This window comes from Alterotamlana spongicola (genome assembly GCF_035818475.1).
In the GTDB taxonomy this organism is placed as follows: Bacteria; Bacteroidota; Bacteroidia; order Flavobacteriales; family Flavobacteriaceae; genus Cognatitamlana.
Genome location: NZ_JAYMGV010000001.1, coordinates 19,918 through 45,916, shown reverse-complemented (window position 1 = coordinate 45,916; position 25,999 = coordinate 19,918). Strand labels below are relative to the sequence as shown.

27 protein-coding genes are annotated in these 25,999 nt (G+C 34.6%); 15 read left to right on the top strand and 12 right to left on the bottom strand.

Annotated features, from left to right (window positions below):
- Positions 1 to 11: 11 nt before the first annotated feature.
- Positions 12 to 1,040 carry a LacI family DNA-binding transcriptional regulator gene (locus VOI54_RS00205; RefSeq protein WP_326280680.1) on the bottom strand — a complete coding sequence of 343 codons (1,029 nt, stop codon included), beginning with the start codon at positions 1,038 to 1,040 and terminating at the stop codon, positions 12 to 14.
- Between the two features lie 154 nt (positions 1,041 to 1,194).
- On the opposite strand from VOI54_RS00205, the gene VOI54_RS00200 reads away from it, so the two are divergent.
- From VOI54_RS00200 to VOI54_RS00180, 5 genes are all read left to right on the top strand, one after another.
- Positions 1,195 to 2,241 (top strand): PfkB family carbohydrate kinase, encoded by a 1,047-nt coding sequence (locus VOI54_RS00200; RefSeq protein ID WP_326280679.1) that lies wholly within the window; start codon positions 1,195 to 1,197, stop codon positions 2,239 to 2,241.
- A gap of 89 nt (positions 2,242 to 2,330) precedes the next feature.
- Positions 2,331 to 2,999, top strand: a complete 669-nt coding sequence (locus tag VOI54_RS00195; RefSeq protein ID WP_326280678.1) for a bifunctional 4-hydroxy-2-oxoglutarate aldolase/2-dehydro-3-deoxy-phosphogluconate aldolase — start codon at positions 2,331 to 2,333, stop codon at positions 2,997 to 2,999.
- 182 nt (positions 3,000 to 3,181) lie between these two features.
- Positions 3,182 to 3,877, top strand: a complete 696-nt coding sequence (gene bamJ / locus VOI54_RS00190; RefSeq protein ID WP_326280677.1) for a BamJ family beta-barrel-assembly machinery protein — start codon at positions 3,182 to 3,184, stop codon at positions 3,875 to 3,877.
- A 124-nt stretch (positions 3,878 to 4,001) separates the two neighbouring features.
- A complete protein-coding gene (gene era, locus VOI54_RS00185) occupies positions 4,002 to 4,883 on the top strand; it encodes a GTPase Era (protein WP_326280676.1) in 882 nt (293 codons plus the stop codon).
- Positions 4,884 to 4,965: 82 nt separating this feature from the next.
- Positions 4,966 to 6,483, top strand: a complete 1,518-nt coding sequence (locus VOI54_RS00180; RefSeq protein WP_326280675.1) for a choice-of-anchor I family protein — start codon at positions 4,966 to 4,968, stop codon at positions 6,481 to 6,483.
- A 49-nt stretch (positions 6,484 to 6,532) separates the two neighbouring features.
- On the opposite strand, the gene VOI54_RS00175 is transcribed toward VOI54_RS00180, so the two are convergent.
- On the bottom strand, positions 6,533 to 7,039 hold the full coding sequence (locus VOI54_RS00175; protein WP_326280674.1) for a GTP-binding protein: 507 nt from the start codon (positions 7,037 to 7,039) through the stop codon (positions 6,533 to 6,535).
- Positions 7,040 to 7,205: 166 nt separating this feature from the next.
- Here VOI54_RS00175 and der point away from each other — a divergent pair, with 166 nt between their 5' ends.
- On the top strand, positions 7,206 to 8,510 hold the full coding sequence (gene der, locus VOI54_RS00170) for a ribosome biogenesis GTPase Der (protein ID WP_326280673.1): 1,305 nt from the start codon (positions 7,206 to 7,208) through the stop codon (positions 8,508 to 8,510).
- A gap of 13 nt (positions 8,511 to 8,523) precedes the next feature.
- On the opposite strand, the gene VOI54_RS00165 is transcribed toward der, so the two are convergent.
- From VOI54_RS00165 to VOI54_RS00145, 5 genes are read right to left on the bottom strand one after another with little or no spacing between them, the layout of a single operon-like run.
- Complete coding sequence (locus VOI54_RS00165; RefSeq protein WP_326280672.1) at positions 8,524 to 9,360, bottom strand: TPM domain-containing protein; 837 nt, start codon at positions 9,358 to 9,360, stop codon at positions 8,524 to 8,526.
- A 6-nt stretch (positions 9,361 to 9,366) separates the two neighbouring features.
- The gene (locus VOI54_RS00160) at positions 9,367 to 9,807 is read right to left on the bottom strand and encodes a TPM domain-containing protein (protein WP_326280671.1); all 441 of its coding nucleotides are present in this window, start codon (positions 9,805 to 9,807) and stop codon (positions 9,367 to 9,369) included.
- A 2-nt stretch (positions 9,808 to 9,809) separates the two neighbouring features.
- Positions 9,810 to 10,424 (bottom strand): LemA family protein, encoded by a 615-nt coding sequence (locus VOI54_RS00155; protein ID WP_326280670.1) that lies wholly within the window; start codon positions 10,422 to 10,424, stop codon positions 9,810 to 9,812.
- Between the two features lie 12 nt (positions 10,425 to 10,436).
- Positions 10,437 to 10,766, bottom strand: a complete 330-nt coding sequence (locus VOI54_RS00150) for a MerR family transcriptional regulator (RefSeq protein ID WP_326280669.1) — start codon at positions 10,764 to 10,766, stop codon at positions 10,437 to 10,439.
- Positions 10,766 to 11,737 (bottom strand): M23 family metallopeptidase, encoded by a 972-nt coding sequence (locus VOI54_RS00145; protein ID WP_326280668.1) that lies wholly within the window; start codon positions 11,735 to 11,737, stop codon positions 10,766 to 10,768. The genes VOI54_RS00150 and VOI54_RS00145 overlap by 1 nt, the downstream gene beginning before the upstream one ends.
- A gap of 217 nt (positions 11,738 to 11,954) precedes the next feature.
- On the opposite strand from VOI54_RS00145, the gene alaS reads away from it, so the two are divergent.
- From alaS to VOI54_RS00130, 3 genes are all read left to right on the top strand, one after another.
- Positions 11,955 to 14,567, top strand: coding sequence for an alanine--tRNA ligase (gene alaS, locus VOI54_RS00140; RefSeq protein ID WP_326280667.1), 2,613 nt, complete (start codon positions 11,955 to 11,957; stop codon positions 14,565 to 14,567).
- A gap of 185 nt (positions 14,568 to 14,752) precedes the next feature.
- Entirely contained in the window at positions 14,753 to 15,718 is a 966-nt protein-coding gene (locus VOI54_RS00135; RefSeq protein WP_326280666.1) for a GSCFA domain-containing protein, read from the top strand.
- Between the two features lie 481 nt (positions 15,719 to 16,199).
- Positions 16,200 to 16,814 (top strand): DUF4230 domain-containing protein, encoded by a 615-nt coding sequence (locus tag VOI54_RS00130; RefSeq protein ID WP_326280665.1) that lies wholly within the window; start codon positions 16,200 to 16,202, stop codon positions 16,812 to 16,814.
- Here the strand turns inward: VOI54_RS00130 and VOI54_RS00125 are convergent.
- Positions 16,803 to 17,114 (bottom strand): rhodanese-like domain-containing protein, encoded by a 312-nt coding sequence (locus tag VOI54_RS00125; RefSeq protein ID WP_326280664.1) that lies wholly within the window; start codon positions 17,112 to 17,114, stop codon positions 16,803 to 16,805. The genes VOI54_RS00130 and VOI54_RS00125 overlap by 12 nt on opposite strands.
- Positions 17,115 to 17,231: 117 nt before the next feature.
- On the opposite strand from VOI54_RS00125, the gene VOI54_RS00120 reads away from it, so the two are divergent.
- Complete coding sequence (locus VOI54_RS00120; RefSeq protein ID WP_326280663.1) at positions 17,232 to 17,981, top strand: enoyl-CoA hydratase/isomerase family protein; 750 nt, start codon at positions 17,232 to 17,234, stop codon at positions 17,979 to 17,981.
- A 52-nt stretch (positions 17,982 to 18,033) separates the two neighbouring features.
- On the opposite strand, the gene VOI54_RS00115 is transcribed toward VOI54_RS00120, so the two are convergent.
- Entirely contained in the window at positions 18,034 to 19,794 is a 1,761-nt protein-coding gene (locus tag VOI54_RS00115; RefSeq protein WP_326283121.1) for an aromatic amino acid hydroxylase, read from the bottom strand.
- Positions 19,795 to 19,952: 158 nt separating this feature from the next.
- Here VOI54_RS00115 and VOI54_RS00110 point away from each other — a divergent pair, with 158 nt between their 5' ends.
- Positions 19,953 to 21,056: a bestrophin family protein gene (locus tag VOI54_RS00110; protein WP_326280662.1), complete on the top strand. Its 1,104-nt coding sequence runs from the start codon at positions 19,953 to 19,955 to the stop codon at positions 21,054 to 21,056.
- A gap of 40 nt (positions 21,057 to 21,096) precedes the next feature.
- Here VOI54_RS00110 and VOI54_RS00105 read toward each other — a convergent pair whose 3' ends face one another.
- Positions 21,097 to 21,666 (bottom strand): DUF4136 domain-containing protein, encoded by a 570-nt coding sequence (locus VOI54_RS00105; RefSeq protein WP_326280661.1) that lies wholly within the window; start codon positions 21,664 to 21,666, stop codon positions 21,097 to 21,099.
- Positions 21,667 to 21,798: 132 nt separating this feature from the next.
- A complete protein-coding gene (locus VOI54_RS00100; RefSeq protein ID WP_326280660.1) occupies positions 21,799 to 21,963 on the bottom strand; it encodes a C1orf53 family protein in 165 nt (54 codons plus the stop codon).
- Positions 21,964 to 22,013: 50 nt separating this feature from the next.
- On the opposite strand from VOI54_RS00100, the gene VOI54_RS00095 reads away from it, so the two are divergent.
- From VOI54_RS00095 to hemL, 4 genes are read left to right on the top strand one after another with little or no spacing between them, the layout of a single operon-like run.
- On the top strand, positions 22,014 to 22,352 hold the full coding sequence (locus VOI54_RS00095; protein WP_326280659.1) for a hypothetical protein: 339 nt from the start codon (positions 22,014 to 22,016) through the stop codon (positions 22,350 to 22,352).
- Complete coding sequence (locus VOI54_RS00090; RefSeq protein WP_326280658.1) at positions 22,342 to 23,250, top strand: 1-aminocyclopropane-1-carboxylate deaminase/D-cysteine desulfhydrase; 909 nt, start codon at positions 22,342 to 22,344, stop codon at positions 23,248 to 23,250. Before VOI54_RS00095 ends, VOI54_RS00090 begins: the two co-directional genes overlap by 11 nt.
- A 3-nt stretch (positions 23,251 to 23,253) precedes the next feature.
- Positions 23,254 to 24,066 carry a glucosaminidase domain-containing protein gene (locus VOI54_RS00085; RefSeq protein ID WP_326280656.1) on the top strand — a complete coding sequence of 271 codons (813 nt, stop codon included), beginning with the start codon at positions 23,254 to 23,256 and terminating at the stop codon, positions 24,064 to 24,066.
- 8 nt (positions 24,067 to 24,074) lie between these two features.
- Positions 24,075 to 25,361, top strand: coding sequence for a glutamate-1-semialdehyde 2,1-aminomutase (gene hemL, locus VOI54_RS00080; RefSeq protein ID WP_326280655.1), 1,287 nt, complete (start codon positions 24,075 to 24,077; stop codon positions 25,359 to 25,361).
- A 66-nt stretch (positions 25,362 to 25,427) separates the two neighbouring features.
- Here hemL and VOI54_RS00075 read toward each other — a convergent pair whose 3' ends face one another.
- Positions 25,428 to 25,898 carry a DUF4890 domain-containing protein gene (locus VOI54_RS00075; RefSeq protein ID WP_326280654.1) on the bottom strand — a complete coding sequence of 157 codons (471 nt, stop codon included), beginning with the start codon at positions 25,896 to 25,898 and terminating at the stop codon, positions 25,428 to 25,430.
- Positions 25,899 to 25,999 lie beyond the last annotated feature (101 nt).

Sequence of the window (25,999 nt, the reverse complement as noted above, 5' to 3'; positions counted from 1 at the left end):
TGTTTAAAATATTACTTATTTAGATTGGATGAGTCTCTAATAATTAATTCGGCATCCAAAATTATCTTATTTAAAGTTTGTTTGACCACTTTTGTCTTTGAATGTGCTAAAAAAGTTTTAGCGGCTTCTTTACCAATTTGAGTACTGTGTTGCTCTACACTTGTAATTGATGGGGTAAGCATTGCAGTAAAAGGTTCATTTCCAAAGCCAACCAAAGCTATATCTTCAGGGATTTTTATATTTTGTTCGGTTAATATCTGAAGTGCTCCTAATGCAGCATAGTCACCTGCCACATACACCGCATCCGGTCTGTTCTTTAGTTTTAGTAATTGAGACATTTTTGCTCTGCCATCTTCAGTAGTTAAACTGCTTTCTACCAGTAGTTCATCATCTAAAGGTAAGTGATGTGCTTTTAGGGCATCAATGTATCCTCTGATTCTATTGTTGAAAATTCGAGTATGTCTGTAACCCCCTATATGGGCTATACGTTTGCACCCTTGATTGACCAAATGTTTAACAATCATATGGCTACTATCGTAGTCGTTAATCCCAATATAATCGACATTTAAATCGTTTTCACCACGGTCAAATAAAATTAAGGGAATACCCTTGGATTTAATCTTTTCATAGAATTTTAAATCGATAGTTTCATTGGCCATAGAAGCAATAATACCATCTACCTGTGTAAATAATAGGGTGTCAATATTATCACATTCTTTTTTATAAGACTCATTGGATTGAGTTATAATTATGTTGTAGCCTTCCTTATTCAATACTTCCTCAATATTTTGAATTACGGAGGAAAAAAAGTTACTATTTGTCCGTGGTACAATAACACCCACCAGGTTACTTTTCCCTTTTCTAAGAGCACTGGCAAGGTGATTTGGCTGATAGTTTAAGTTTTTAGCAACCTGCCTTACCGCTTTTTTAGTTTTTTCACTAATTCGAGAATCATCGTGAAGTGCTTTAGAAACAGCTGCCGGAGAGATATTTAACACGTTAGCAATATCTTTTATGGTGGTTTTCTTTTTGATATTCAATTTTTTTATATATTTGCTTAAACGTTTAAGCAAATATAATGCAATAGTTTGTGTAATCAAAACCTTATATATAACTAAAAGGTTTTGATTTATTTTTAAAATTTTGCTTAAACGTTTAAGCAATACTGAAAATATATTAATAAGACCATTAAAAATGAGTAAAGTAGTAACATTTGGAGAAATCATGTTAAGATTAGCTCCTCAAGGATTTTTAAGATTCTCACAGGCCAATAACTTTGATGTTATTTATGGTGGAGGTGAATCAAATGTAGCAGTTTCATTGGCAAATTATGGAGTTGATGTAGATTTTGTAACACGTTTACCAAAGAATGATATTGGCGAATGTGCTATGATGGAAATGCGTAAGAGAGGTGTTGGTGTAGATAAAATAGTTTATGGGGGAGACCGTTTAGGGATTTATTTCCTGGAAACCGGTGCTGTATCCAGAGGAAGTAAAGTTGTTTATGACAGAGCACATTCGGCAATGTCTGAAATTGAATCAGGAATGATTGATTGGGATGCCATTTTTGATGGAGTAGAGTGGTTTCATTGGACAGGTATTACACCAGCAATATCCCAAGGTGCTGCAGATGTATGTCTGGAAGCTGTAAAAGCTGCCAGCACAAAAGGAATCACCATTTCTACTGATTTGAATTACCGTGCAAAACTTTGGAAATATTGTGATGAATCTCATAGAGAGGCAGTAATGACTGAGTTAACTTCATATTGTGATATTGTTTTAGGAAATGAAGAAGATGCCGAAATGCATTTTGGAATTAAGCCCGAAGGTATTACAGTTCAAACCCAAGGGCATGATGTTAAAGCCGAAGCTTTCTTATCTGTTTGTCAACAAATGATGGAAAAATTCCCTAGGGCTAAGAAAGTGATAACTACTTTAAGAGGTTCTATCTCAGCGTCTCATAATACATGGGCAGGTGTTTTATATGATGGTAAAAAGATGTACGAAACACGCCAATACCAAATTACTGATATTGTTGATAGAGTAGGTGGAGGAGATTCATTTATGGGAGGATTGATTTACGGACTATTGAAATATCCTGAAGATGACCAAAATGCTCTTGATTTTGCTGTAGCGGCATCTTGTTTAAAGCATACTATAAAAGGTGACGCTAATTTAGTTACTGTTGCAGAAGTTGAAAAATTAATGGGAGGTGATGCTTCCGGGCGAGTTGCTAGATAATATAAGTGTATCATTGTTGATCTGTTGAATCGTTTAAAAGATTTGATAGGTCAGCAATTACATGAATCAACAATTAAACATTTAGAAAAATGGCACAATTTACAAGATTAGAAGTGGCACAAACTATGAAAGATACTGGAATGATTCCTTTGTTTTTTAATAGTGATATAGAATTGAGTAAGAACGTTTTAAAAGCCTGTTATGATGGCGGGGCGCGTTTAATGGAGTTTACCGCTCGAGGTGATTTTGCCCATGAGGTTTTTGGAGCGTTAACAAAATATGCCATTGCAGAATTACCGGGTATGATTATGGGAGTAGGATCTGTTACTGATGGAGCAGCAGCTTCATTATATATGGCTTTGGGAGCCAATTTTGTTGTAACACCGGTACTTAGGGAGGATATAGCAATAGCGTGTAATCGTAAAAAAGTGCTTTGGTCTCCCGGCTGTGGAACCTTAACTGAGATTGCAAGAGCAGAAGAGTTAGGCTGTGAAATAGTGAAATTATTTCCAGGAGATATATATGGTCCTCAATTTGTAAAGGGGGTTAAAGGGCCTCAACCTTGGACTAGTATTATGCCTACTGGAGGCGTTGCCCCAACAAAGGAAAACTTAAAGGGGTGGTTTGATGCAGGCGTTACTTGTGTTGGAATGGGGTCTAAATTAATATCAAAAGAAATTATTGCAAATAAAGATTATACTAAACTAGAGCAGGACGTAAGAACTGCACTGGATATTGTAAAATCAGTCAGGCAATGATCATATTTAGTTAGTCATGTTAAAGAGCTTCGTAATTGGAGCTCTTTTTTATATTTAGAACCGCTCTAAAATGTGGTTTTTATATGTTTATGTATCGGAATGTTTTGAGTAACTTTTTTTTACTCCCTTTAAATTTGTTACATTTGGCGTCACATAAAAAAATTATAATTAAAATGAAAATAATGAAACTTTCAAGTCTAGTAGCAATGGTTTTACTAGTAGTGTCTTGTAATAATAAGAATGGAGTAACAAATAAACCAATAAAAACAGAATTAGACTCTGTGAGTTATGCAATTGGTATGGATGTAGCTAGAAACGTTAAAGCTAGCTTTGATGATTTTGATAACGATTTATTTATTCAGGGTTTTGTTAATGTATTAGATTCAACAGATATTTTATTAGAGCAGGCAGATGCACAAAAAGTAGTTCAGGCGTATTTCCAAAAGAAGCAACAAGAAGAAGTGGCTAAGCGTCAGGAAGAGGGAGAAAAGAATAAGGAAGAAGGAGAAAAGTTTTTAGCTGAAAACAAATCAAAAGAAGGTGTGCAAACAACCGAAAGTGGTTTACAGTATATTGTTTTAAAAGAAGGAACAGGAGAAAAACCAACTACTGCTTCTAAAGTAAAAGTACATTACCATGGAACTTTACTTGACGGTACTGTATTTGATAGCTCTGTTGATAGAGGTGAGCCAGCTGAGTTTGGTGTAACTCAAGTAATAAAAGGGTGGACTGAAGGACTACAATTGATGAAACAAGGGGCAAAATATAAGTTCTTTATACCTCAAGAATTAGCTTACGGAGCTAATCCCAGACCAGGAGGAGCAATCAAGCCTTACGCAACACTTATCTTTGATGTTGAGTTGTTAGAAATTAAATAATTTATCTAATTAAAGTATTGAAAAAGCAGGAAGTTTTACTTCCTGCTTTTTTGTTTATAATATTTTTATTGTAGAATAAAGGTATTCAAGTTGTAACTTTGCATTCGGTATAAAACAGGAACAAATGACCCATAAAGCAGGTTTTGTAAATATTATTGGAAATCCCAACGTAGGTAAATCAACATTAATGAACGCTTTTATAGGCGAAAAATTATCAATTATTACCTCAAAGGCACAAACAACCCGACACAGAATTCTTGGCATAGTAAATGGCGATGATTTTCAGGTGGTTTTAAGTGATACGCCCGGAATTATAAAACCGACATATGAGCTTCAGGAATCTATGATGGGGTTTGTGAAATCTGCTTTTGAAGATGCCGATGTACTGATCTATATGGTTGAAATTGGTGAAAGCGAGCTAAAAGACGAAGCTTTTTTTAATAAAATAACCAATTCAAAAATACCAGTTTTATTGCTATTAAATAAGATTGATAAATCTGATCAGGAACAATTAGAATCCCAAGTGCAGCTTTGGGCTCAAAAAGTGCCTAATGCAGAAATTTTTCCAGTATCTGCATTAGAAGGTTTTAATGTAAAGGAAGTTTTTAATCGTATTATTGAGCTGCTTCCGGAATCTCCGCCATTTTACCCTAAAGATCAGTTAACAGATAAGCCGGAACGCTTCTTTATTAATGAGACTATTCGCGAAAAGATCTTACTTCATTACAAAAAAGAAATACCTTATGCCGTTGAGGTAGATACCGAAGCATTTTTAGAAGAAGAAGATATTATCAGGGTTCGTTCGGTTATTATGGTTGAACGAGAAACCCAAAAAGGAATTATTATAGGCCATAAGGGTAGCGCGCTAAAACGTGTAGGAGTTGAGGCCAGAAAGGATTTGGAAACCTTCTTTGGAAAACAGATTCATATAGAATTATACGTTAAAGTCAATAAAAATTGGCGGAGTAATCAAAACCAACTGAAACGTTTTGGTTACAATAACTAGCAAATCCTAATAATAGCTTTTTGATTAGATAACATTAACATAAAGTAGAGACTTCATATTTGTGCAAATAAAATAATCAAATATGAAATTTAAAAAACTACTTACCAGTGCAGTTTGTATTGCTGCAATTTATAGCTGTCATGAAGATGGCGAAATCCCTAAAGACCCTGTTGTAAATACAGAGGTGAATTTTCAATACAAGACCTCAATAAAAGTTGGAGGTGAAGGAGCTTCTGAAATTTCAGCATACGATGCTATTTCAAAGAAACTTTTTACTGTTAATGTTGAATCTAATCAGGTTTCAGTTCATAACATTTCAAATTTAGATGCACCTCTAGTAGAATCACCAATAGATTTAGCAGCATTTGGGTCACCAAATAGTGTTGCTGTTTATGATGGAAAACTAGCTATTGCTGTGGAAGCTGACCCTAAACAAAACCCTGGTAAAATTTTGGTTTATGATACTTCAGATCATTTGTTATTAAACCAATATACCGTTGGAGCACTACCGGATATGGTTACTTTTTCAAAAGATGGAACCCTTATCATTTCTGCTAATGAAGGAGAACCAAATGACGATTATACTAATGACCCTTTAGGAACAATTAGTATTATAGATTTATCTGATGATTCTGTAACTACATTAGATTTTACTTCATTCAACGGAGAAGAAGCTAATCTTGAAGCGCAAGGTTTTAGAGTGTTTGGACCTGGGGCAACTCTAGCTCAGGATGTTGAACCAGAATATGTGGCAGTTTCAGATGATTCAAGTACAGCATGGGTGTCATTACAGGAAAATAATGGTATGGCTAAAGTAAATTTGATATCTAAAACCATTGAAGCTATTTACCCTTTTGGTTTTAAAGATTATAGTGTTCCTGGTAATGAAATTGATGCCAGTGATAAAGATGGAGTTACTGCACTTAAAAACTGGCCGGTATTAGGTATTTACCAACCAGATGCCATAACCTCAGTAAATATTGGAGGAACAGATTATATATTTTCTGCTAATGAAGGTGATGCCAGAGATTATGGCGGGTATAGTGAAGAGGTGCGGGTAGACGACTTAACATTAGATGAATCTGCTTACCCGGTTGCGGGCGATTTTTTAAATGAAGTTAATTTAGGCCGATTAAAAACCACCACAACTTTAGGGGATATTGATAACGATAATGACGTAGATCAAATATACAGCTATGGGGCACGTTCATTTAGTGTATGGTCTTCAAATGGAAACTTACTTTATGATAGTGGACATAGCATAGCTACAGAAACATTGGCAGCAACTCCAAGTCGTTTTAACGATGCCGATAAAAGGAGTGATGATAAAGGCGCAGAGCCTGAGGCAGTTGATGTTTTGAATATAGGAAATGAAAGATATATTTTATTTGTTGGTTTAGAAAGAAACGACCAGGTATTAGTATATGATGTCACCAATCCTACAGCCCCTAAGTTTTTAGATATATTATCACACAATGGAGACGAAGCTCCTGAAGGTCTATTGATAATAGAAGCTGAAGATAGCCCTAACGGAAAAGATATATTGGTAGTTTCTAACGAAGATAGTGGTACAGTTAGTTTCTACGAAAATATTCAATAGTAACCCATTGCTATATTGAATTTTGAGTTAGTTAGAAAAGCATCTTATTTTAAGATGCTTTTTTTTCGCCTAATACTTTATACATAAAATCATTTAAAGCGTGCATTTCCTGTTTGCTTGAAGCTTTTCCTATACTACCGGCAAAGTATAATGCTATCCAGATGACTACCATTAAAACCATTAAACTTACCTGTAGCGCAATATTCTGTTCTAAAGACCATTCGCTATAAGCCCATATGCCTAAAATAACAAAAACTGTGATTATCATAAAATGAAGAAAAATAAACATGGTCCATACTGTAGGATTTGGGCCAAATAACCCATGAATGATACTATTATTATCGTCTACTTTGTTGATTTCTAGATGTAACTGAGGTGACCAAAATGTCTGTTTATCTCTTGGAAACTTTATAAAAACATGATCGTCAACTCTGGTAACTATAAAATCAGATTGTGTTGTTTTAGCGTTTCTAAAATCACTCAAAATAGATTGATTATACCTGCCTATTTTAATTTTAAATCGTGGTCTTAAAACAATATCATTTGATAAAGCCATTGAGTTTGGTTTTTTGAATGAGTAAAATACTATTTTTTTTCAGATTGATGAATTTTATTCTTTATCATAAAAAGGATGGGACATTCAGGATATTTCCTATTTTTGCAAAAGTTTTCAGGAAACCTTAAGTGAATCGGTTTTAACCTGTTAGCTTTAATAAAAGTATATGAGCAATATAGTAGCCATTGTAGGAAGACCAAATGTTGGCAAATCAACATTTTTTAATCGTTTAATTCAAAGACGAGAAGCCATTGTTGATGCTGTAAGTGGAGTAACCAGGGATCGTCATTATGGAAAAAGTGATTGGAATGGAAAAGAGTTTTCTCTAATTGATACAGGAGGTTACGTTTTAGGGAGTGATGATATTTTTGAAGCTGAAATAGATAAGCAGGTAGAACTGGCAATAGATGAAGCTGATGCCATTATTTTTATGGTTGATGTAGAGGCAGGAGTTACAGGTATGGATGAAGATGTCGCTAAATTGCTTAGAAGAGTTAATAAACCAGTTTTTTTAGTAGTCAATAAAGTTGATAATGGAAAACGAGCCGAAGATGCGGTTGAATTTTATGCATTAGGTTTAGGGGAGTATTACACTATTGCAAGTATAAATGGTAGTGGTACAGGTGAATTATTAGATGCTTTGGTTGAAGCTTTACCTGAGAAGGAAGACGTTATAGAAGAGGATCTACCACGTTTTGCTGTGGTTGGTCGCCCAAATGCAGGGAAATCATCATTTATAAATGCCTTAATAGGAGAAGACAGGTATATAGTTACAGATATTGCCGGAACTACACGAGATGCCATTGATACCAAGTATAATCGTTTTGGTTTTGAATTTAACTTAGTAGATACTGCTGGAATCAGAAGAAAATCTAAAGTTAAGGAAGATCTGGAATTCTATTCTGTAATGCGGAGTGTAAGAGCTATTGAGCATGCAGATGTTTGCCTTTTGGTTTTAGATGCCAACAGAGGTTTTGATGGACAGGTACAGAATATTTTTTGGTTAGCTGAACGCAATAGAAAAGGAATTGTTGTTTTGGTTAACAAGTGGGATTTGGTAGAGAAAGATCATAAGTCTGTAAAAGCATATGAAAAAGCTATAAGAAAACAAATGGAACCATTTACAGATGTGCCAATTGTATTTATATCAGCTTTAACAAAACAACGTATATTCAAAGCTATTGAAACCGCTGTAGAGGTTTATAAAAATCGTAGTAAGAAGATAAAGACAAGTGAGCTTAATGATGTCCTGCAGCCAATTATTGAAAGCTATCCACCACCGGCATATAAAGGTAAATTTGTTAAAATAAAATACATTATGCAATTGCCCACCCCACAGCCGCAATTTGCTTTTTTCTGTAACCTTCCTCAATATATCAAAGAGCCATATAAGCGATTTTTAGAGAATAAATTGCGTGATAATTTTGGGTTTAATGGTGTGCCAATCAGTGTGTATATGCGAAAAAAGTAGGCCTGTTAGCTTGTTACCAGCCACCTGAAGCTCCTCCGCCTCCAAAACCACCTCCGCCGAAGCCTCCACCAAAGCCGCCTCCGCCACCAAAACCACCACCAGAACTTCCGCCCCAGCCACTTGATGAGCCTCTGCGATAGTTGCCTCTTCCCATATTGCTTAGTATAATGGCTTCCAGTAAATCTCTACTGTCTAATCGGTTTCCTCCTTTTCCACCACCACGTCTATTATTTGAAATAGATATCAGAATAATGATGAATATAAAAATGAGAATAATAATAAACCCAACTGGAGCCCCGTGACTATCTGATTTTCTGGAGCCTTTATATTCACCATTAAGGACTTCAAAAATAGCATCAATCCCTCTGTTTAAACCTCCCGGATAATCATTTTGTTTAAAATATGGAATAATGTCCCGTTCAATAATTCGTTTTGATAAGGCATCTGTTAAAAGGTGTTCAACACCGTAACCGGTATTGATTGCAATTTTTCTATCATTTTTAGCCAATAGAACTAAAATACCGTTGTCCTCTTTTTCCTGGCCAATACCCCAATCTTGTCCCCATTTTGCACCCAGATAGTTTATGTTTTCACCTTCAGTAGAATTGATTATAGCTATTACTATTTGTGTAGAGGTCGTGTCAGAATATTTTATAAGTTTCTGCTCTAAATGATTTTTTTCTGAAGAAGAAAGCAGGTTTATATAGTCATAAACACTAGTTTGAAATTCAGGCTTTTTAGGGATCTCAAATTGTGCAAATGTAAAACTGAATACAAAAAGTGTTATAAATAATGAAGCATAGACATTTTTACAGCCCAATCGATTATGTGTTAAATCTAAAACCTTCATACCAAACTATCCTTTTGAAATTTCGTTGGTAAGTTCATTGGCATCATCATCATCAGTATAAGGAAAATAGTGTTTTAACCGCTCTCCGGATCTTAAAATGCCTTCAACTAACCCTTGTTTAAACTGTCCGTTTTTAAAATGGGATTGCATGATATCTTTGGTGCAATCCCAAAAATCATGTTCTACTACTTTATTAATACCCTGATCTCCATAAATCACAAAGGTTTTGTCATCAATGGCCAGGTATATCAATACGGCATTTTGAAGTTTTGTATTGTCCATTTTCAAAGTGTGAAAAAGCTCTAAAGCCCGATCTGTTGCCTCTCTATTAGAGGTCCTTTCAATATGAACACGTATTTCACCAGAAGTGTTTAATTCTGCTACCCTTATGGCTTCAACAATGTCTTGTTCTTCAGCAGCAGTAAGAAAGTCTTCTATTTTTGACATTTTTAAAATTCTACTTTTGGAGCATTTTCGCTACCAGGTGCACTTTTAAATCGAGCCATTTCCTCAAAACCTAATATACTTGCAAACAATTTTCCTGGGAACTTTTTTATATATATGTCATAAATATTCACAGCATCATTATAGCGATCCCTAGTTACATTAATCCTGTTTTCTGTTCCTTCAAGTTGAGATTGTAATTCTAAAAAGCTTTTGTCAGCTTTTAACTCTGGATAACGTTCAACTGTCAATAGTAATTTTGATAAAGCTCCGCTTAACCCCTGTTGTGCTTGTTGAAATTGAGCTATCTTTTCGGGAGTAAGGTCACCTGCGTTAATAGTCGTTTTTGTTGCTTCAGATCTTGCTTTAATAACGCCTTCTAAGGTTTCTTTTTCGTGTGCAGCGTACCCTTTAACTGTTGATACTAAGTTTGGAATTAAATCTGCACGGCGCTGATAAGAGCTTTCTACCTTAGACCAAGCGGTCTTTGCATCAGCTTCATATTCGACAGCAGTATTGTTAAAATTGTAGCCAAAAATTAGAGCAAAAGCCCCTAAGATTATAATTACAATTATAACTAGTGCCCCACAGCCTAAGCCAGCAATTATCCCTTTTTTCATAATAATAATGTTTTATAAATGTTGTTTTATTTTGATGAGTTGATTTTTAACATTTTCAAGCTTACTAATGATCTCAAAATTACTTAAAGCCTGTTTTTTTTCTTCTTTTAAATGTGTTTTAGCGCCTTCAAGAGTAAACCCGCGTTCTTTTACCAGGTGATAAATGAACTTTAGGTTTTTAATATCTTCAGGGGTAAACTTACGGTTACCTTTGGCATTTTTTTTGGGCTTTAAAACGTCAAACTCTTTTTCCCAAAACCTAATTAACGACGTATTTACGTTGAATGCTTTAGCAACTTCGCCAATACTATAATATCGTTTTTCAGGTAAATCTATATGCATTAATCCAGAGATTGATTTTCTAAAGAAGCATGCTCCAATAGCTTGTTAAATTCTTGAGCCGTTAAACTACCATAATAGAAATTGATGGGGTTTATACGTCTTTTGTCTTTAAAGATTTCGTAATGTAAATGAGGAGCCTGTGAACGCCCTGTACTACCAACAAACCCTATTAAATCACCACGCTTTACCTTTTGGTTTCTTCTCACATTGTATTTATATAAATGAGCATATAAACTAACATAACCGTATCCGTGATCTATTCTTATATGCTTTCCATATCCTGAAGAATTACTGTCAGCACGTGTTACAACACCATCACCGGTAGCATAAACGGGAGAGCCCCTGGGGGCTGTGAAATCCATACCCCAATGCATTTTTCTAACTTTGGTAAAGGGGTCAGATCGCATACCATATCCGGAAGCCATTCGTGTTAAATCTTCATTGCTCACCGGCTGAATGGCGGGAATTGCAGCTAACAATTTTTCCTTTTCTTCTGCCAGTTTTGCAATTTCATCCAATGATTTTGATTGCACTACAATCTGTTTTTGTAGAATATCTAAACGCTTATTACTTTCAATAATTAATTTTGAATTATCAAAACCTTCTAAATTTTTATAGCGATTAATTCCCCCAAAACCTGCTCTTCGTTGTTCATCGGGAATAGGGTTAGCTTCAAAATAAACTCTATAAATAGTATTATCTCTATCTGCTATGTTTGCAAGAACAGCTTCAGCATGTTCCATTTTTTTATTGAGTAATTCAAATTGCAACTGCGCATTTTGTAATTCCCTTTTTAAAGCACGTTCTTTAGGAGATTCTATGTATTGGCTTCCAATAAAAACAAAGATGAATGCAAAGAAAGCAGCGGCTAAAAGAAAGATTGAAATATACTTAAAAGTAGTGCGTTTTTTGCGCTCTATCTTACGGTAAGAAAGCGTATCTGAATCGTAATAATATTTTACCTTACTCATTTCTTAAAATATACTATTTTTGCTGAAAATTAAAGATTTTCATCTCTTTAATTCTGTTAACGAACAAACCTACAAAAAAATTATTATAACGTTTTATAATAATAATTGGAAAGAAGGTATACCCTGTTCTAAATTTACAATAAATTTGTAGCATAAAAATAGAGATTGTTACATAATTACAAGTAAAAAATTAGTAACAAGATTTTAAGAATATTACATGAAATCAAAAGAAGTACGCTCTAAGTTTTTAAGTTTTTTTGAAGAAAAGAAACACAGTATTGTACCATCTGCACCTATGGTTTTAAAAGATGACCCCACCTTAATGTTTGTAAATTCAGGTATGGCACCGTTTAAAGAGTATTTTTTAGGAAATGCAGCACCAAAGCATAATAGAATTTCAGATTCTCAAAAATGCCTTCGTGTATCAGGAAAACACAATGATTTAGAGGAAGTTGGGTATGATACATACCACCATACGTTGTTTGAGATGTTAGGCAACTGGAGTTTTGGAGATTACTTTAAAAAAGAGGCTATTGCCTGGGCTTGGGAATTGTTAACTGAGGTATACGGTATTGATAAAGATATTTTATACGTTACTGTTTTTGAAGGTAGTGATGAAGATGGTATTGGAATGGATACAGAGGCTTATGAGTACTGGAAAGCATTTATTTCAGAAGATCGTATTCTAAAAGGTAATAAAAAGGACAATTTCTGGGAGATGGGAGATCAGGGACCATGTGGCCCTTGTAGTGAAATACATGTGGATATCAGGTCTGCTGAAGAAAAAGCTGAAATTTCCGGTAAAGATCTAGTCAATATGGATCACCCGCAGGTTGTGGAGATTTGGAATTTGGTTTTTATGCAGTATAACCGAAAGGCTAATGGTACTTTAGAACCTCTACCTAATAAGCATATAGATACCGGTATGGGCTTTGAACGTTTGTGCATGGTTTTGCAGGGTGTTCAGTCTAATTATGATACAGATGTCTTTACACCCATTATTAGAGAAATTGAAACCATTACCAATAAGGGTTATGGTAAGGATGAAAAGATAGATATAGCTATTCGTGTGATATCAGATCATGTTAGGGCCGTGGCATTTTCAATTGCTGATGGACAGTTGCCCAGTAATACCGGAGCAGGATATGTGATTAGAAGAATTCTGCGTCGCGCTATCAGATACGGCTTTACCTTTTTAGATAAAACCGAACCATTTATTTATAGACTAGTTGATGTTTTGAGTAAAAGAATGGGAAATGCATTTCCGGAATTAAAAGCTCAAAAGCAACTTATTGAAAATGTTATTAAAGAAGAAGAACAATCTTTTTTAAGGACTCTGGATCAAGGTTTAGTGTTGTTAAATAAAATTGTAGAAGAGGCCAAAGACAATACGGTTTCCGGAGAGAAAGCTTTTGAATTGTATGACACATATGGCTTTCCTATAGATTTAACCGCTCTAATTCTTTCAGAACAGGGATTAAAACTTGATGAGAAAGGGTTTAATCGTGAATTAGATAAACAAAAAACCAGATCACGGGCAGCCAGTGAAATGTCTACTGATGATTGGACTATTTTAACAGAAGATGCTGAAGAAGGGTTTGTTGGATATGATACTTTAGAAGCAGATGTTAAGTTAACCAGATACAGAAAAGTCACTACCAAAAAAGACGGTGATATGTACCAGTTGGTATTTAATACAACACCATTTTACCCTGAAGGAGGGGGGCAAGTTGGAGATAAAGGTTATTTGGAAGATGAACATGGCGATGTGATTTACATTTTGGATACTAAAAAAGAAAACAATGTTATTATCCATTCTACCAAAAACTTACCAAAACATATAAATGAATCATTTAAAGCTGTAGTAGATGCCAAACAACGTCACAGAACGGAGTGTAACCATACGGCAACACATTTGTTACATCAGGCATTAAGAGAGGTTTTAGGAACTCACGTAGAACAAAAAGGAAGTGCTGTACATTCAAAGTATTTACGATTTGATTTTTCACACTTTTCCAAATTGACAGTTGAGGAATTACGGGAAGTAGAAAGTTTTGTGAATAGACGGATTGATGGGAAATTACCGCTTATTGAAAAGCGAAGTATACCAAAGGAAGAAGCTATAGCTGAAGGAGCCATGAGTTTATTTGGAGAAAAGTATGGAGATACTGTGCGTGCTATACGTTTTGGACAATCTATTGAGCTTTGTGGAGGGACTCATGTTAAAAACACTGCCGATATTTGGCATTTTAAGATAGTGTCTGAAGGAGCAGTAGCAGCAGGGATTAGACGTATTGAAGCTATAACAAATGACGCCGTTAAAGACTTTTATTTTGAAAATAACAGGGTGTATTTTGAAATGAGGGATTTGCTTAACAATGCTAAAAATCCGGTAAAAGCACTTCAAGGGTTACAGGATGAAAATTCAACCCTTAAAAAGCAGATTGAAGTTTTGTTAAAAGATAAGGCAAAACATATAAAATCAGAACTAAAGAGCGAATTAACCGATGTTAATGGTGTTCAGTTTTTAGCAAAAAAACTGGATCTGGATGCCGGCGGATTAAAAGATGTGGCGTTTGAACTGGGAAGCCAGTTTGATAATTTATTTTTACTGTTTGCAACCGAGCAAAACGGAAAAGCATTATTATCATGCTATATTTCAAAAGAGCTGGTTGCTGCAAAAGATTTGAATGCGGGCCAGGTAGTTAGAGAGCTAGGTAAATTCATTCAAGGAGGTGGCGGAGGACAACCGTTTTTTGCAACAGCAGGAGGAAAGAACCCGGACGGCATTGACAAGGCTTTGAAAGAAGCTGAGAAATATCTTAAATAGAAGATATTTGGTAAAGGACTGGAATTGAAAATAGGTCTTTGCTGTATTAACTGTGCAATTTCTCAATCTGTTTGAAATACCCGGAGGTCTGAATAGTAGTTTTTTATCATGTCAAAATAAGAAACGATTGAAGTTTCTCATTATATAATAACTCTTAACGTTTAGAGCCGACTCAATTTTTAACAATGAAACTCCAAACACAAATACTTCTGGAAAAACAGTCTGAAAGATTGATAGACTATAAGTCTAACGTACTTTTATTAGGTTCTTGTTTTTCCGAAAATATAGGTGATAAATTAAGTTATTTTAAATTTCAAAGTCTTCAAAATCCTTTCGGGATTTTATTTCACCCCAAAGCTATTGAGACTTTGATTTTTAACGCTGTTTCAGGAAAGAAGTACTCCAAGGCAGATGTTTTTCAGTATAATGAGCAATGGCATTGTTTTGATGCACATTCTAAGTTAAGTAATAGTTCAAAAGAAGCACTTTTGAGTGTATTAAACTTAAATGTTCAATCTACTTATCAGCAATTAAACAAGGCCTCCCATATTATTATTACTCTGGGTACGGCTTGGGTGTATCGGTTTGTCCAATCAGACCATATTGTGGCTAATTGTCATAAGATTCCGCAAAAACAATTTAAGAAGGAGTTATTATCTGTTGAAGAGATTGTGTCATCCTTGTCTAAAACTGTAGAATTAATAAGAAGCATAAAATCAAAAGTACCTATAATTTTTACAGTGTCACCGGTAAGGCATTTAAAAGATGGTTTTGTTGAAAATACACAGAGTAAAGCACATTTAATCACAGGGATACATCAATATTTAAAAAGTGAATCCTTCATAGAGAATAATCAATCAAGCTATTTTCCGTCCTATGAGATTATGATGGATGAACTTCGGGATTACAGGTTTTATGCATCGGATATGATCCACCCAAATCAAACAGCTATAGACTATATTTGGGAAAAGTTTAATACAGTTTGGGTTTCTGAATCAGCGGTGAAAACTATGAATGAGGTTGAAATTATTCAAAAAGGGTTTCAACATAAACCATTCAACCCTAAATCTCAGGCCCATCAAAAGTTTGTTCAGAATTTAGAAAATAAAGCTACTCAACTTCAATCTCAATTTCCGCATATTGTTTTTTAAAATGTATAATTTATCACATTGATCAAATTTTAAGGAAGAGATTTGTAATGGTTTTATAATAGAATGCCTCTGCTGTGAGAAAATATTTATGTATATAATTTGCTTTGATAACCAAGAGTTGCGCTTAACCTTTTTTAGTAACATTTTGTCGAAAAATTGGTAAATCTTAAATGAATAATTGTAGATTTAGAATGCTATTAATCAGTTCATATCAAAAAGCATCTATTGTTATAATCAGTAAAATGAGAACAATGGGTGCTTTTTTTTTCAGTTGATTGGTTTTAATGAGAAGCGTATAATCAGATATAAAGTTTACTTAACCTTGAATTAATATCTTATTGGAAAAGTTACTCTATTTTTGAATTGTTATTTAAATTTCATAAATACATTGGTTAGACTCCTTATGTCGGAGGAAACTGATGTTTTTTTGTTTTATGGTATAAGGTAAAGTGCACTTTAAAAATTATTTCTAAATTAGTGCATGCGAAAAATTTTATTTGGTGTTATAATCACTTTAATTATTCTGTTTTCTTTTAAATATTGTGATGATAAGCAGGATGATAAAATATTACTTCAAGAAAATTCAATGCTTATTCAGGAGCAAATAAAAAATGTAGGGAAACTTGTTGTTACAGAAGGGCATTTTAGCGAAGTTTTCAATTATAAAAATTCCAAAGACATTTTAGGAGATTATATTACATCAGAAAAGCAGGCATTAGTTGTGGTAAATGCTGATGTGACTATAGCTTATGATTTAAATAAAATTGAATTTGATGTTGATGAAGCCAGTAAAATGCTAACTATTTTAAGTATTCCCGAGGAAGAAATCAAAATAAGTCCAGATTTTGAGTACTATGATATTCAGGCAGATTTTTTTAACCCTTTTGAAGCAAAAGATTATAATAATATTAAAGACATCGTTATAGCCTCATTGCATAAAAAAGTTGAAGCATCAAGTTTAAAGTCAAATGCTCAAAATAGATTGATCAGTGAGCTTTCAAAATTTTATATACTTACAAATTCTTTGGGTTGGACTTTACAGTATGATAAAACTTCCATTAACCATATTAATGAATTACATGATTTAAAACTGTAATTTACTATACAAACTTTTCCAACCGCCACCATTTATAACTTCAATGTTGCTAGCTTTTAAAATAGAAGCGGCATTGGCAGAGCGTATACCGCTTGCACAACAGGTAATTATAGGTTTATTGTAATTTTTTATGTCTTGAATTTTAGAAGGAATGATTTGAAGTGGAATGTTCTTGGATTCTGGGATTGCTCCCTGGCTGTATTCATGTTCTGTACGAACATCTATTATTATGGCATGTCTTGCTTTAAATGCCTTAATCCTATCTTTCTTGTTTCCAAAAAGTAAATTAATTATTCCCATAATATTGAGCTTTGTACAAATTACAACAATCTTTATTAAATACCGCGTAACAAGAGTTACCAAAAGGTTTTATATATAAAAATTATGTATATTCACTTTGAAATTTAAATAGAGAAGATGCAGGCATATGTAACATTACATGTTGAGAATGAAATTGGTTATATTGAGTTTTTTCATCCTAATAAAAACGCAATGCCAAGTGATATTTTGTTGAAACTGGAACAAACAATTAAAAGTGCCGGAACAAATAAAAGTATTAAAATAATTGTTTTACAGAGTGGAGGAAATAGAACGTTTTGTGCGGGAGCAAGTTTTAATGAATTAATGGCTATTGAAGATGCGGAAACAGGAAGGCAATTTTTTTCAGGATTTGCCAATGTAATCAATGCTATGAGAAGCTGCCCTAAATTGATTATTGGTAGAGTTCAGGGGAAAGCAGTAGGAGGTGGAGTTGGTTTGGCAGCAGCAACAGATTATTGTTTGGCCACAAAATATGCATCTGTAAAGTTGAGTGAACTGAGTATTGGTATAGGACCATTTGTTATAGAGCCGGCTGTTTCAAGAAAAATGGGTGTTGCTGCTATGTCACAAATGACCATAGATGCAGAAACCTATTACACATCTGAATTTGCAAAAGATAATGGCTTGTATGCTGAAGTTTTTGAAACTCAGGAAGAACTGGACAAAGCTGTTAAAAGCCTAGCAGAAAGACTGGCAGGTTATAACCCTGAAGCTTTAAAGGAAATGAAGACTGTATTTTGGAAGGATACTCAACATTGGGATCAGCTATTGCCACAACGGGCTGAAATAAGCGGAAAACTTGTGTTGAGCACGTTTACCAAAAAAACATTAAAACGGTTTAGGTAAACGTACTCAATTTATGTTAAGCCCGTGGAATAAGCTTAGATGAAAGGTTTTATCAACTAACTATTGTTTGTGAATTAATAATACCCAAACCGTCATCAATGAGTTTTCCAATCTCAGGCCGGTTTTGTTTTATTATTTCTAAATGCTCTAAAATGTTCTTGCAAAGTACTTTTTCATTTGCTCTAGAGGCTAATTCATAAAGTTCTACCGGTAATAACCAATCATTTGGGTGATTATCAATGAGTTTTTCCAAAACCTTGGTTCTTGAAATGGTTTGATTTTTTTCTTCTCTATAGTCTCTAACCTGTTGATACAGTGTTTCAAGTTGAATGGTGTCTTCTGATTTTTTTACCTGTATGGTTTGTGATGAAAGTTTGTGTGTGATCAGGTTAAAACTGTTTAGATCTGCCGGTCCGGAAAAGGCAGAAACAATACTTTTTCCAACAGCCATATCATAAATGCCCCATTCAGGCTTAAAAAGTACAGTCTCATGATGCTTTACAGTACAGTTTTTAAAACTGATCAATATTATTTTTCCCTGTAAGTTTCGTTTTCCGGTAATGATCTCTCCGGATATTTTGACCCCACCTTCAAACTCTAAGGTCACAATTTTTTCTTCATAAATATTATAAGCAGCTAAATCTCTGGGACTCATATCTTCAATAGCTATATTTATACCTTTAAGCTTACCTATAGGAGAGCCAAATCCTTCTGAGTGTGCATGGGTACCGTGACCTACTAACTCCTTTTCTCTATAGGCTAATGCACTTTTACCGGTGGTTTGAATATAAATAGGCGTGCCATCATATGCTGTTACGTTGGTGAAAATACCTGATATTTGTAATCCAGTACTTAATTCAATCGTCCCCAAGGCTTTTGATTCTATTAGCTGGTTTATTCCGGATAATCCACCCTTACGTAATGCCATAGTGTTAGCAAATTCTTCTAAGATCAAACTCAGATGAGCAAAATTTGGAGTGACATAAAGTTGAGGTTGGGGCTTTGTAATATCAAAATCTTTATAAGCCGCATGGATATCATAAGGCAATTTTTTAACAGCATCAGTCATACAATATGCACTTTCACCAATTGATGAGAGTAACCCGGCTCCATATATTTTTGGATTTTCAACAGTGCCAATTAGCCCATATTCAACGGTCCACCAATGTAAGTTTCTTATAAGGGCCATTTCACTGGGCTTACCCATATTACGCTGTAACTCTTCTACTTTTTGTTCTGCGGAAGCAATGGCACCTGCATCGGTTCCGGGAGCTTCTTTAATGATAGATAAATATCTAACAGCTTCATAAAGCTCATAATCTTTTGCTGATGATATGGCCTTGCATCCAATTTCGCCAAAGCGTCTTAAGTATTCTGCATATTCTGGGTTAGCAATTATTGGTGCATGCCCGGCACCTTCATGAATGATATCCGGAGCAGGTGTATATTCTATATGTTCTAATTGCCTGATGTTACTGGCAATCACCAGGACGTTATACGCTTGAAATTCCATAAAGGCGTTAGGAGGAATAAAACCATCAACAGCAACTGCTGCCCAACCTATGTCCTTTAAAATTCTATTCATGCCATACATATTGGGGATAGCATCTACAGAAATTCCGGTTTGCTTAAGGCCATCTATATACGATTTATGGGCTACCTTACTCAAAAAATCAATGTTTTTACGCATGACGTAGCGCCATACTGCTTGATCTATTGCAGAATAGTTTTCATAGTTTTGAGGTTTTATAAACTGCTTTAAATGTTTTGGCAATCTATTTAAAATGGGGTTAGATTCTATAGTGTTGGGCATCATTCAAATGTTCTAAATAGTATCAAGTAAAAATACGAATTATTGATGAATTTTATTGATTTGTTGATAATAATTGATTTTTATGTTGCTAACTACAGGTTTGTTTAAAAATTAAGTAATTATTTCAATATATTTATAGAATAGAAACAAAGTCATAAATGTATACAAGACGTATTTTTCCCATTGGGACTGTTTTAAAATGGACACGCCGTCATATTTTACTTTTTCATCTGTTGGCGGTAATTCCCGTTATATTATTTGATGTCCTTGAACTTAAATGGCTTCATGCGCCGTGGTTACCGTTAGGCGTGCTTGGTACTGCCGTTGCTTTCATTATAGGGTTTAAAAATAATGCATCTTATGACAGGCTTTGGGAAGCAAGGAAGATATGGGGGGGCATTGTAAATTCATCACGCTCATGGACTATCATGGTAAAAGATTTTATTACCAATGATTATACTATGACCGACTTGAATACTACTGAGTTGGGAGAAATAAAGAAAGAACTTGTACATAGGCATGTAGCGTGGTTAACAGCATTACGTTACCAATTGCGGGAAGAAAGGCCCTGGGAGATGCACCTAAAACAGGAAAAATCTAACATGGAATTCAGAGCTAACAAGTATCGCATATGTGAGGAGGAGAGTAAACTGGAAGACGCTATTAAGCCCTACCTGTCTGAAGCTGATTTTAAAGAAATCTTTGCAAAAGGAAATAGAGCCTCTCAATTGTTAGGGTTACAATCCAGAAGGCTTAAACAATTGATGGAACAGGGGTTGATAGAAGATTTTAGGCATATGGAAATGACAAATATGTTAGTGGAATTTTATACGTTACAGGGGCAATGTGAGCGTATTAAAAACTTCCCTTATCCCAGGCAGTTTGCCACACTCAATTATATATTTGTTTGGGTCTTTATTCTTTTTCTTCCTTATGGAATGATGCAGGAGTTTGATGCTTTTGGTAATAAGATTTTTTTAATGTTGGATCAGCATTTGTATCAAACCTCAATGATTCACCAGGGCCAGGAGTTTATGGCAAAACATTTTGTTTGGTTTACAGTACCATTCAGTGCTTTGATTTCATGGGTGTTTCACACCATGGAAATTATAGGAGAAAATACAGAAAATCCATTTGAAGGTGGACCTAATGATGTGCCTATCACAGATTTAAGCAGAAGTATTGAAATTGATATCAGACAATTAATTGATGATACCGATATTCCGGCTCCCTATAAATGGAAAAATGATATTATTATGTAGAAAATAAAAAAGCAACTCAGGTGAGTTGCTTTTTTTTATTCTATTGTTTGATTTCTGGAGGGTATTTCTCCATGATTTTAGAAACAAACTCTTTAATACGAGCTTCCTTTTTTTCCATGTTTCTGGTTAAATAACCAGTACCCATACCTTGCCAGACAAGTTCTTTTTTATTGGAGTCAATAAGGTCTATAAATAATTGCCCTTGCGTAGTGGTTGAAACACTGGGTTGATTCCATCCCCATCCCCATCCGGGACCATAAAAACCACCATAGGGGCCCCAGCCTCCCCAGCCCCAGCCTCCCCAGCCCCAGGCATTGTTATAAACATCTACGCGTTGACTGGATTTGGTAAATATACTGATCAGTAAATCGGGATTTTCAGATTTTGTAAAGCCTTTATTTAAAAGCTCTGCTTCAATGGCACGTAAAATACGGCGTTTGTCCAAATCATTAATTTCAGCTTTGTCTATACCGGTTTTAAAAAAAGCAAAGGATTTATAATTATTAAATGTTGCATTTTTATCATAGTCTGCTGCTACCCTAACAGAGCTACATGATAAAATAAGAATAGGGAGGAGCAAAAGCGGTAATACTTTAAAAATTTTTTTCATAGCGATAAGTTATTTAATTCTTTTAAATATAGCACTTTTAATCAAGCAAATGCCTTGATAATAAGCAAAGTTTTGTGGTTTAAAGCATCAAGAATCATACCAAAAACACACTTCATTAAGGATGTTGAAAAGCTATTTTTTTATTGAATTTGTGCTTTTGTCATATCCGTACGGACAATGCCTACAACCACTTTCACAACAATAGCCTCTTTTTAAGTGATATTGTTCGGTAAAACAGCGATAGCCTTCCGGGGTAAGATAGTAGTCGCCTTCTTCAATTGGAATTATTTTTTTCATTAGCAACAAAGATAATGCAAATTGGATTGATTTTTGAGTTGTAATCTTGTATGATTTTAACCTCTAAATATTTGGTGCCAAAAGGCTATTTGGGAATGACAGTATATCCTTTTGTGTTTTTAAAAACCAAAGAAGCAATACAGGATAAGGCTTTAGTGAATCATGAAAGTATTCATTTGAGGCAACAGATGGAACTCCTGATAATTCCTTTTTATCTTATTTATGGAATTGAATTTTTGATAAAATTAGCACAATTCAAAAACAGAAATACGGCTTATAGAAATATATCATTTGAAAAAGAAGCATATCTTCACGAAACTAATCTGGAATATTTAAAGCATAGAAAAATTTGGAGTTTTTTAAAGTATCTTCGCTGTTATGATTTTTAAACCTGAAAATAGTGTTAATCAACAAATACATTTACCTGATAAGGGTATTGAATTGTATGTTAAGCGAGAAGACAAAATACATCCATTTGTTTCAGGAAATAAATATAGAAAGCTAAAATACAATCTTGAAGAAGCTAAATCTTTAGGACATGATACATTATTAACGTTTGGAGGTGCCTTTTCCAACCATATTGCAGCGGTGGCTGCTGCGGGTAAAATATTTGGATTTAAGACTATTGGTATAATAAGAGGTGATGAGTTAAGAGCTAAGGTTGCTGATAATGAAACACTTCGTTTTGCAAAAGCTAATGGAATGCGATTTGAATTTGTATCAAGAGTGGTTTACAGAAAGAAATCTGATGCAGTTTTTTTAAAAGATTTAAAGGCGTTTTTTGGAAACTTCTATTTAGTGCCAGAAGGAGGAACAAATGCGTTGGCTGTAAGAGGTTGTGAAGAGATATTGAATACTGAAGATCAGGGGTTTGATTACGTTTGTAGCGCAGTAGGAACAGGGGGGACTATTTCAGGGCTAATAAATTGTTCAAAACCTGGTCAACAAGTTTTCGGTTTTCCTGCCTTAAAAGGAGACTTTTTAAAAAACGATATTAGTAAATTTGCAAAACAAACAAATTGGGATTTAATTACAAATTATCATTTTGGTGGTTATGCTAAAATAAATGAAGATTTGGTAATGTTTATCAATCAGTTTAAAGCAGATTATAATATCCCGTTAGACCCTGTTTATACCGGGAAAATGATGTTTGGAATTTTTGACCTGATAAAAAAGGAGTTTTTTCCGAAAAAGTCTAAGGTTTTAGCCATACATACCGGTGGTTTGCAGGGAATAGGAGGTATGAACAGTGTTTTAAAAAAGAAAAATTTACCGTTAATAATATAGGTAATGAATAGAATTGTATTTTTAATTTTTATGGCATGCTTTGTTTTTAGTTGTAGATCTAAAAAAAGCATTATAACCAAAAAACCTGATGAACGTTCAAAGCATGTTGAAAGGCCAAGGCAGGTTGAATCGGATAAAGAAAAAGACGTTATTAAAGTAACTCCCAAAGTTTACACCAGTAATACAGAACGTTATATTGATAAGCATAAGGCTACGGCACAACAGGAAATGAAGCTGTATGGCATTCCCGCCAGTATTACTTTGGCTCAGGGCATATTGGAATCCGGATCGGGTAAAGGTAGACTATCTGTAAAGGCCAACAATCATTTTGGTATTAAATGTCATGGTTGGACCGGCGCCAAAATTTATCATGATGATGATAAAAAACAGGAGTGTTTTAGAAAATATAAGGATGCTAAATATTCTTTTAGAGACCATTCACTATTTCTAAGTGAACGGAGTCGTTACTCAAAGCTCTTCAAACTAAAACAAGAAGATTATAAAGGTTGGGCCAGAGGACTGAAAGCTGCAGGTTATGCAACAGATAGAAAATATCCTAGCAAACTCATTAGTTTGATAGAGCGTTATAAATTATATGAGTTTGATAAAGGAGTATTGGGAGAGGCTTATGTTAAATATGAATCCCCAATTAATGAAGATAGGCTTGTATATACGGTGTCAAAAGGTGATACATTGTATTCTATTTCAAGAAAATATAATATAACAGTAAAAGAACTTCAAAATTTAAATGGTTTAAATGGGACTACACTTAGTATAGGACAAATATTAGTAGTTAAACCAGCATCCAAAAATTAATTGTATTCATGATTTATAAAAGAAGCAGTGCCTTATTTACAGAGGCAGAAAAGGTGATTCCGGGAGGTGTTAACTCACCGGTTAGAGCGTTTAAGGGGGTTGGTGGAACTCCAATTTTTGTTAAACAGGCTAAAGGGGCGTACTTATATGACGAAGATGGTAATCGGTTAATTGATTACATAAATTCATGGGGACCTATGATTTTAGGCCATGCACATGCTCCGGTTGTGGATGCCGTAGTTGAAAAAGCTAAAAAAGGTACATCCTTTGGTATGCCAACAGAAATTGAAACTCAAATAGCTGAATTAGCAGTTTCAATGGTGCCTAATATTGATAAAATAAGATTTGTAAATTCAGGTACTGAAGCCTGTATGAGTGCAGTGCGTCTGGCTCGTGGTTATACTGGAAAAGATAAGATCATCAAATTTTCAGGGTGTTATCATGGGCATTCCGATTCTTTTTTAATACAGGCAGGAAGTGGAGCCAGTACTTTTGGAACCCCAAATAGCCCTGGAGTTACTCAGGGGACTGCAAAGGATACTTTATTGGCAAAGTATAATGATCTTAAAAATGTAGAGGGACTTATTGAAGCCAATAAAGATGAAATTGCTTGTATTATCATAGAGCCTGTAGCAGGAAATATGGGGTGTGTACCGCCTAAGGAAGGGTTTTTACAAGGGTTGAGGGATCTGTGCTCTGCTAACAAAATATTGTTACTATTTGATGAGGTTATGACCGGATTTAGATTAGCCAAAGGTGGGGCTCAGGAACGCTTTGGAATTGACGCAGATATTGTTTGTTTTGGAAAAGTTATAGGAGGAGGCTTACCGGTTGGCGCTTTTGCGGCCAGAGACGATATTATGCAACACTTGGCACCATTAGGTCCTGTATACCAGGCAGGAACACTAAGCGGGAATCCGCTGGCTATGGCTGCTGGCTTAGCTATGCTTACCGAATTGAATGACGATAACGACGTATTTAATAGATTAGAAGATAAAACTAAGTATTTGCATGAAGGAATTGCAAACGTTTTAAGTGAAAACGATGTTACACATACCATAAATAGAGTAGGCTCTATGATATCTGTTCATTTTGATGACACTCCTGTTGTAGATTTTGATACTGCAGCCAATGGGAATAATGACACTTTTAAAAAATTCTTTCACGGGCTTTTAAATGAAGGGGTTTATATTGCTCCAAGTGCTTTTGAAACCTGGTTTATTACAGATGCCCTGACGTATGAAGACCTTGATTTTACTATTGCTGCAATTGGTAAAGTGGCTAAAACGTTATAAAAAATAAAAAAACGCATTTCCAAATTCAGAAATGCGTTTTTCGTCAAACTATAATCAATAAACTAACTATTCTCTTTTTGCATGTCCGTTTTTCATGCCTTTCTTTTTTTGTTTTCCTTTCATGGCTCCACGCTTTTGTGCCTTTTCCCATTTAGCATATTGCTCTTCATTTAAAATCTTTTTCATTTTTGCTTTTGTAGCAATCATATGGTCTAATTTGGCATTTTTCATAGCAAGGCGTTGTTCTTTGGTAGGTTTTTGAGCCTCACCACTTTCTTTTTTTGCTTTATATTCCGCCATTGCCGCTTTTCTTTTGGTGGCGTTTTCTAAATTTATTTTCTTTATTTCAGTTTGTTGAGATTCGTTTAAATCTAAAAATAAAGTCATTTTTTTTGTTTGTAGCGTAGCAATTTCTTCAGCAGACATATCCATCATTTTTTGACGATTGTCATGATTTTTATGGGCTTGCTTTTTGTGCTCCTGGGCAACGGCTTGCAATCCAATAAATGCTATTGCAATCAAAATTATTTTTTTCATGGCAAAGAGTTTTGAAATTAATACCCTTTGGACTATGTCATTCTAAAAAGGTTTAAATGAGAGTCGTATTTTAACGAAATGTTAACGATTTAAATCTTTTG

Excerpts from the sequence above, each read along its gene's own strand:
- VOI54_RS00135 (WP_326280666.1), top strand. The coding sequence starts at position 14,753 with ATGAAACTCCAAACACAAATACTTCTGGAAAAACAGTCTGAAAGATTG.
- bamJ (WP_326280677.1), top strand. The coding sequence starts at position 3,182 with ATGAAACTTTCAAGTCTAGTAGCAATGGTTTTACTAGTAGTGTCTTGT.
- VOI54_RS00100 (WP_326280660.1), bottom strand. The coding sequence starts at position 21,963 with ATGAAAAAAATAATTCCAATTGAAGAAGGCGACTACTATCTTACCCCG.
- VOI54_RS00115 (WP_326283121.1), bottom strand. The coding sequence starts at position 19,794 with ATGCCCAACACTATAGAATCTAACCCCATTTTAAATAGATTGCCAAAA.
- VOI54_RS00155 (WP_326280670.1), bottom strand. The coding sequence starts at position 10,424 with ATGAAAAAAGGGATAATTGCTGGCTTAGGCTGTGGGGCACTAGTTATA.
- era (WP_326280676.1), top strand. The coding sequence starts at position 4,002 with ATGACCCATAAAGCAGGTTTTGTAAATATTATTGGAAATCCCAACGTA.
- VOI54_RS00095 (WP_326280659.1), top strand. The coding sequence starts at position 22,014 with ATGATTTTAACCTCTAAATATTTGGTGCCAAAAGGCTATTTGGGAATG.
- VOI54_RS00105 (WP_326280661.1), bottom strand. The coding sequence starts at position 21,666 with ATGAAAAAAATTTTTAAAGTATTACCGCTTTTGCTCCTCCCTATTCTT.
- VOI54_RS00180 (WP_326280675.1), top strand. The coding sequence starts at position 4,966 with ATGAAATTTAAAAAACTACTTACCAGTGCAGTTTGTATTGCTGCAATT.
- VOI54_RS00130 (WP_326280665.1), top strand. The coding sequence starts at position 16,200 with ATGCGAAAAATTTTATTTGGTGTTATAATCACTTTAATTATTCTGTTT.
- VOI54_RS00085 (WP_326280656.1), top strand. The coding sequence starts at position 23,254 with ATGAATAGAATTGTATTTTTAATTTTTATGGCATGCTTTGTTTTTAGT.
- alaS (WP_326280667.1), top strand. The coding sequence starts at position 11,955 with ATGAAATCAAAAGAAGTACGCTCTAAGTTTTTAAGTTTTTTTGAAGAA.
- VOI54_RS00160 (WP_326280671.1), bottom strand. The coding sequence starts at position 9,807 with ATGTCAAAAATAGAAGACTTTCTTACTGCTGCTGAAGAACAAGACATT.
- VOI54_RS00110 (WP_326280662.1), top strand. The coding sequence starts at position 19,953 with ATGTATACAAGACGTATTTTTCCCATTGGGACTGTTTTAAAATGGACA.
- VOI54_RS00150 (WP_326280669.1), bottom strand. The coding sequence starts at position 10,766 with ATGCATATAGATTTACCTGAAAAACGATATTATAGTATTGGCGAAGTT.
- VOI54_RS00195 (WP_326280678.1), top strand. The coding sequence starts at position 2,331 with ATGGCACAATTTACAAGATTAGAAGTGGCACAAACTATGAAAGATACT.
- VOI54_RS00075 (WP_326280654.1), bottom strand. The coding sequence starts at position 25,898 with ATGAAAAAAATAATTTTGATTGCAATAGCATTTATTGGATTGCAAGCC.
- VOI54_RS00175 (WP_326280674.1), bottom strand. The coding sequence starts at position 7,039 with ATGGCTTTATCAAATGATATTGTTTTAAGACCACGATTTAAAATTAAA.
- VOI54_RS00090 (WP_326280658.1), top strand. The coding sequence starts at position 22,342 with ATGATTTTTAAACCTGAAAATAGTGTTAATCAACAAATACATTTACCT.
- VOI54_RS00125 (WP_326280664.1), bottom strand. The coding sequence starts at position 17,114 with ATGGGAATAATTAATTTACTTTTTGGAAACAAGAAAGATAGGATTAAG.
- hemL (WP_326280655.1), top strand. The coding sequence starts at position 24,075 with ATGATTTATAAAAGAAGCAGTGCCTTATTTACAGAGGCAGAAAAGGTG.
- VOI54_RS00145 (WP_326280668.1), bottom strand. The coding sequence starts at position 11,737 with ATGAGTAAGGTAAAATATTATTACGATTCAGATACGCTTTCTTACCGT.
- VOI54_RS00120 (WP_326280663.1), top strand. The coding sequence starts at position 17,232 with ATGCAGGCATATGTAACATTACATGTTGAGAATGAAATTGGTTATATT.
- der (WP_326280673.1), top strand. The coding sequence starts at position 7,206 with ATGAGCAATATAGTAGCCATTGTAGGAAGACCAAATGTTGGCAAATCA.
- VOI54_RS00200 (WP_326280679.1), top strand. The coding sequence starts at position 1,195 with ATGAGTAAAGTAGTAACATTTGGAGAAATCATGTTAAGATTAGCTCCT.
- VOI54_RS00165 (WP_326280672.1), bottom strand. The coding sequence starts at position 9,360 with ATGAAGGTTTTAGATTTAACACATAATCGATTGGGCTGTAAAAATGTC.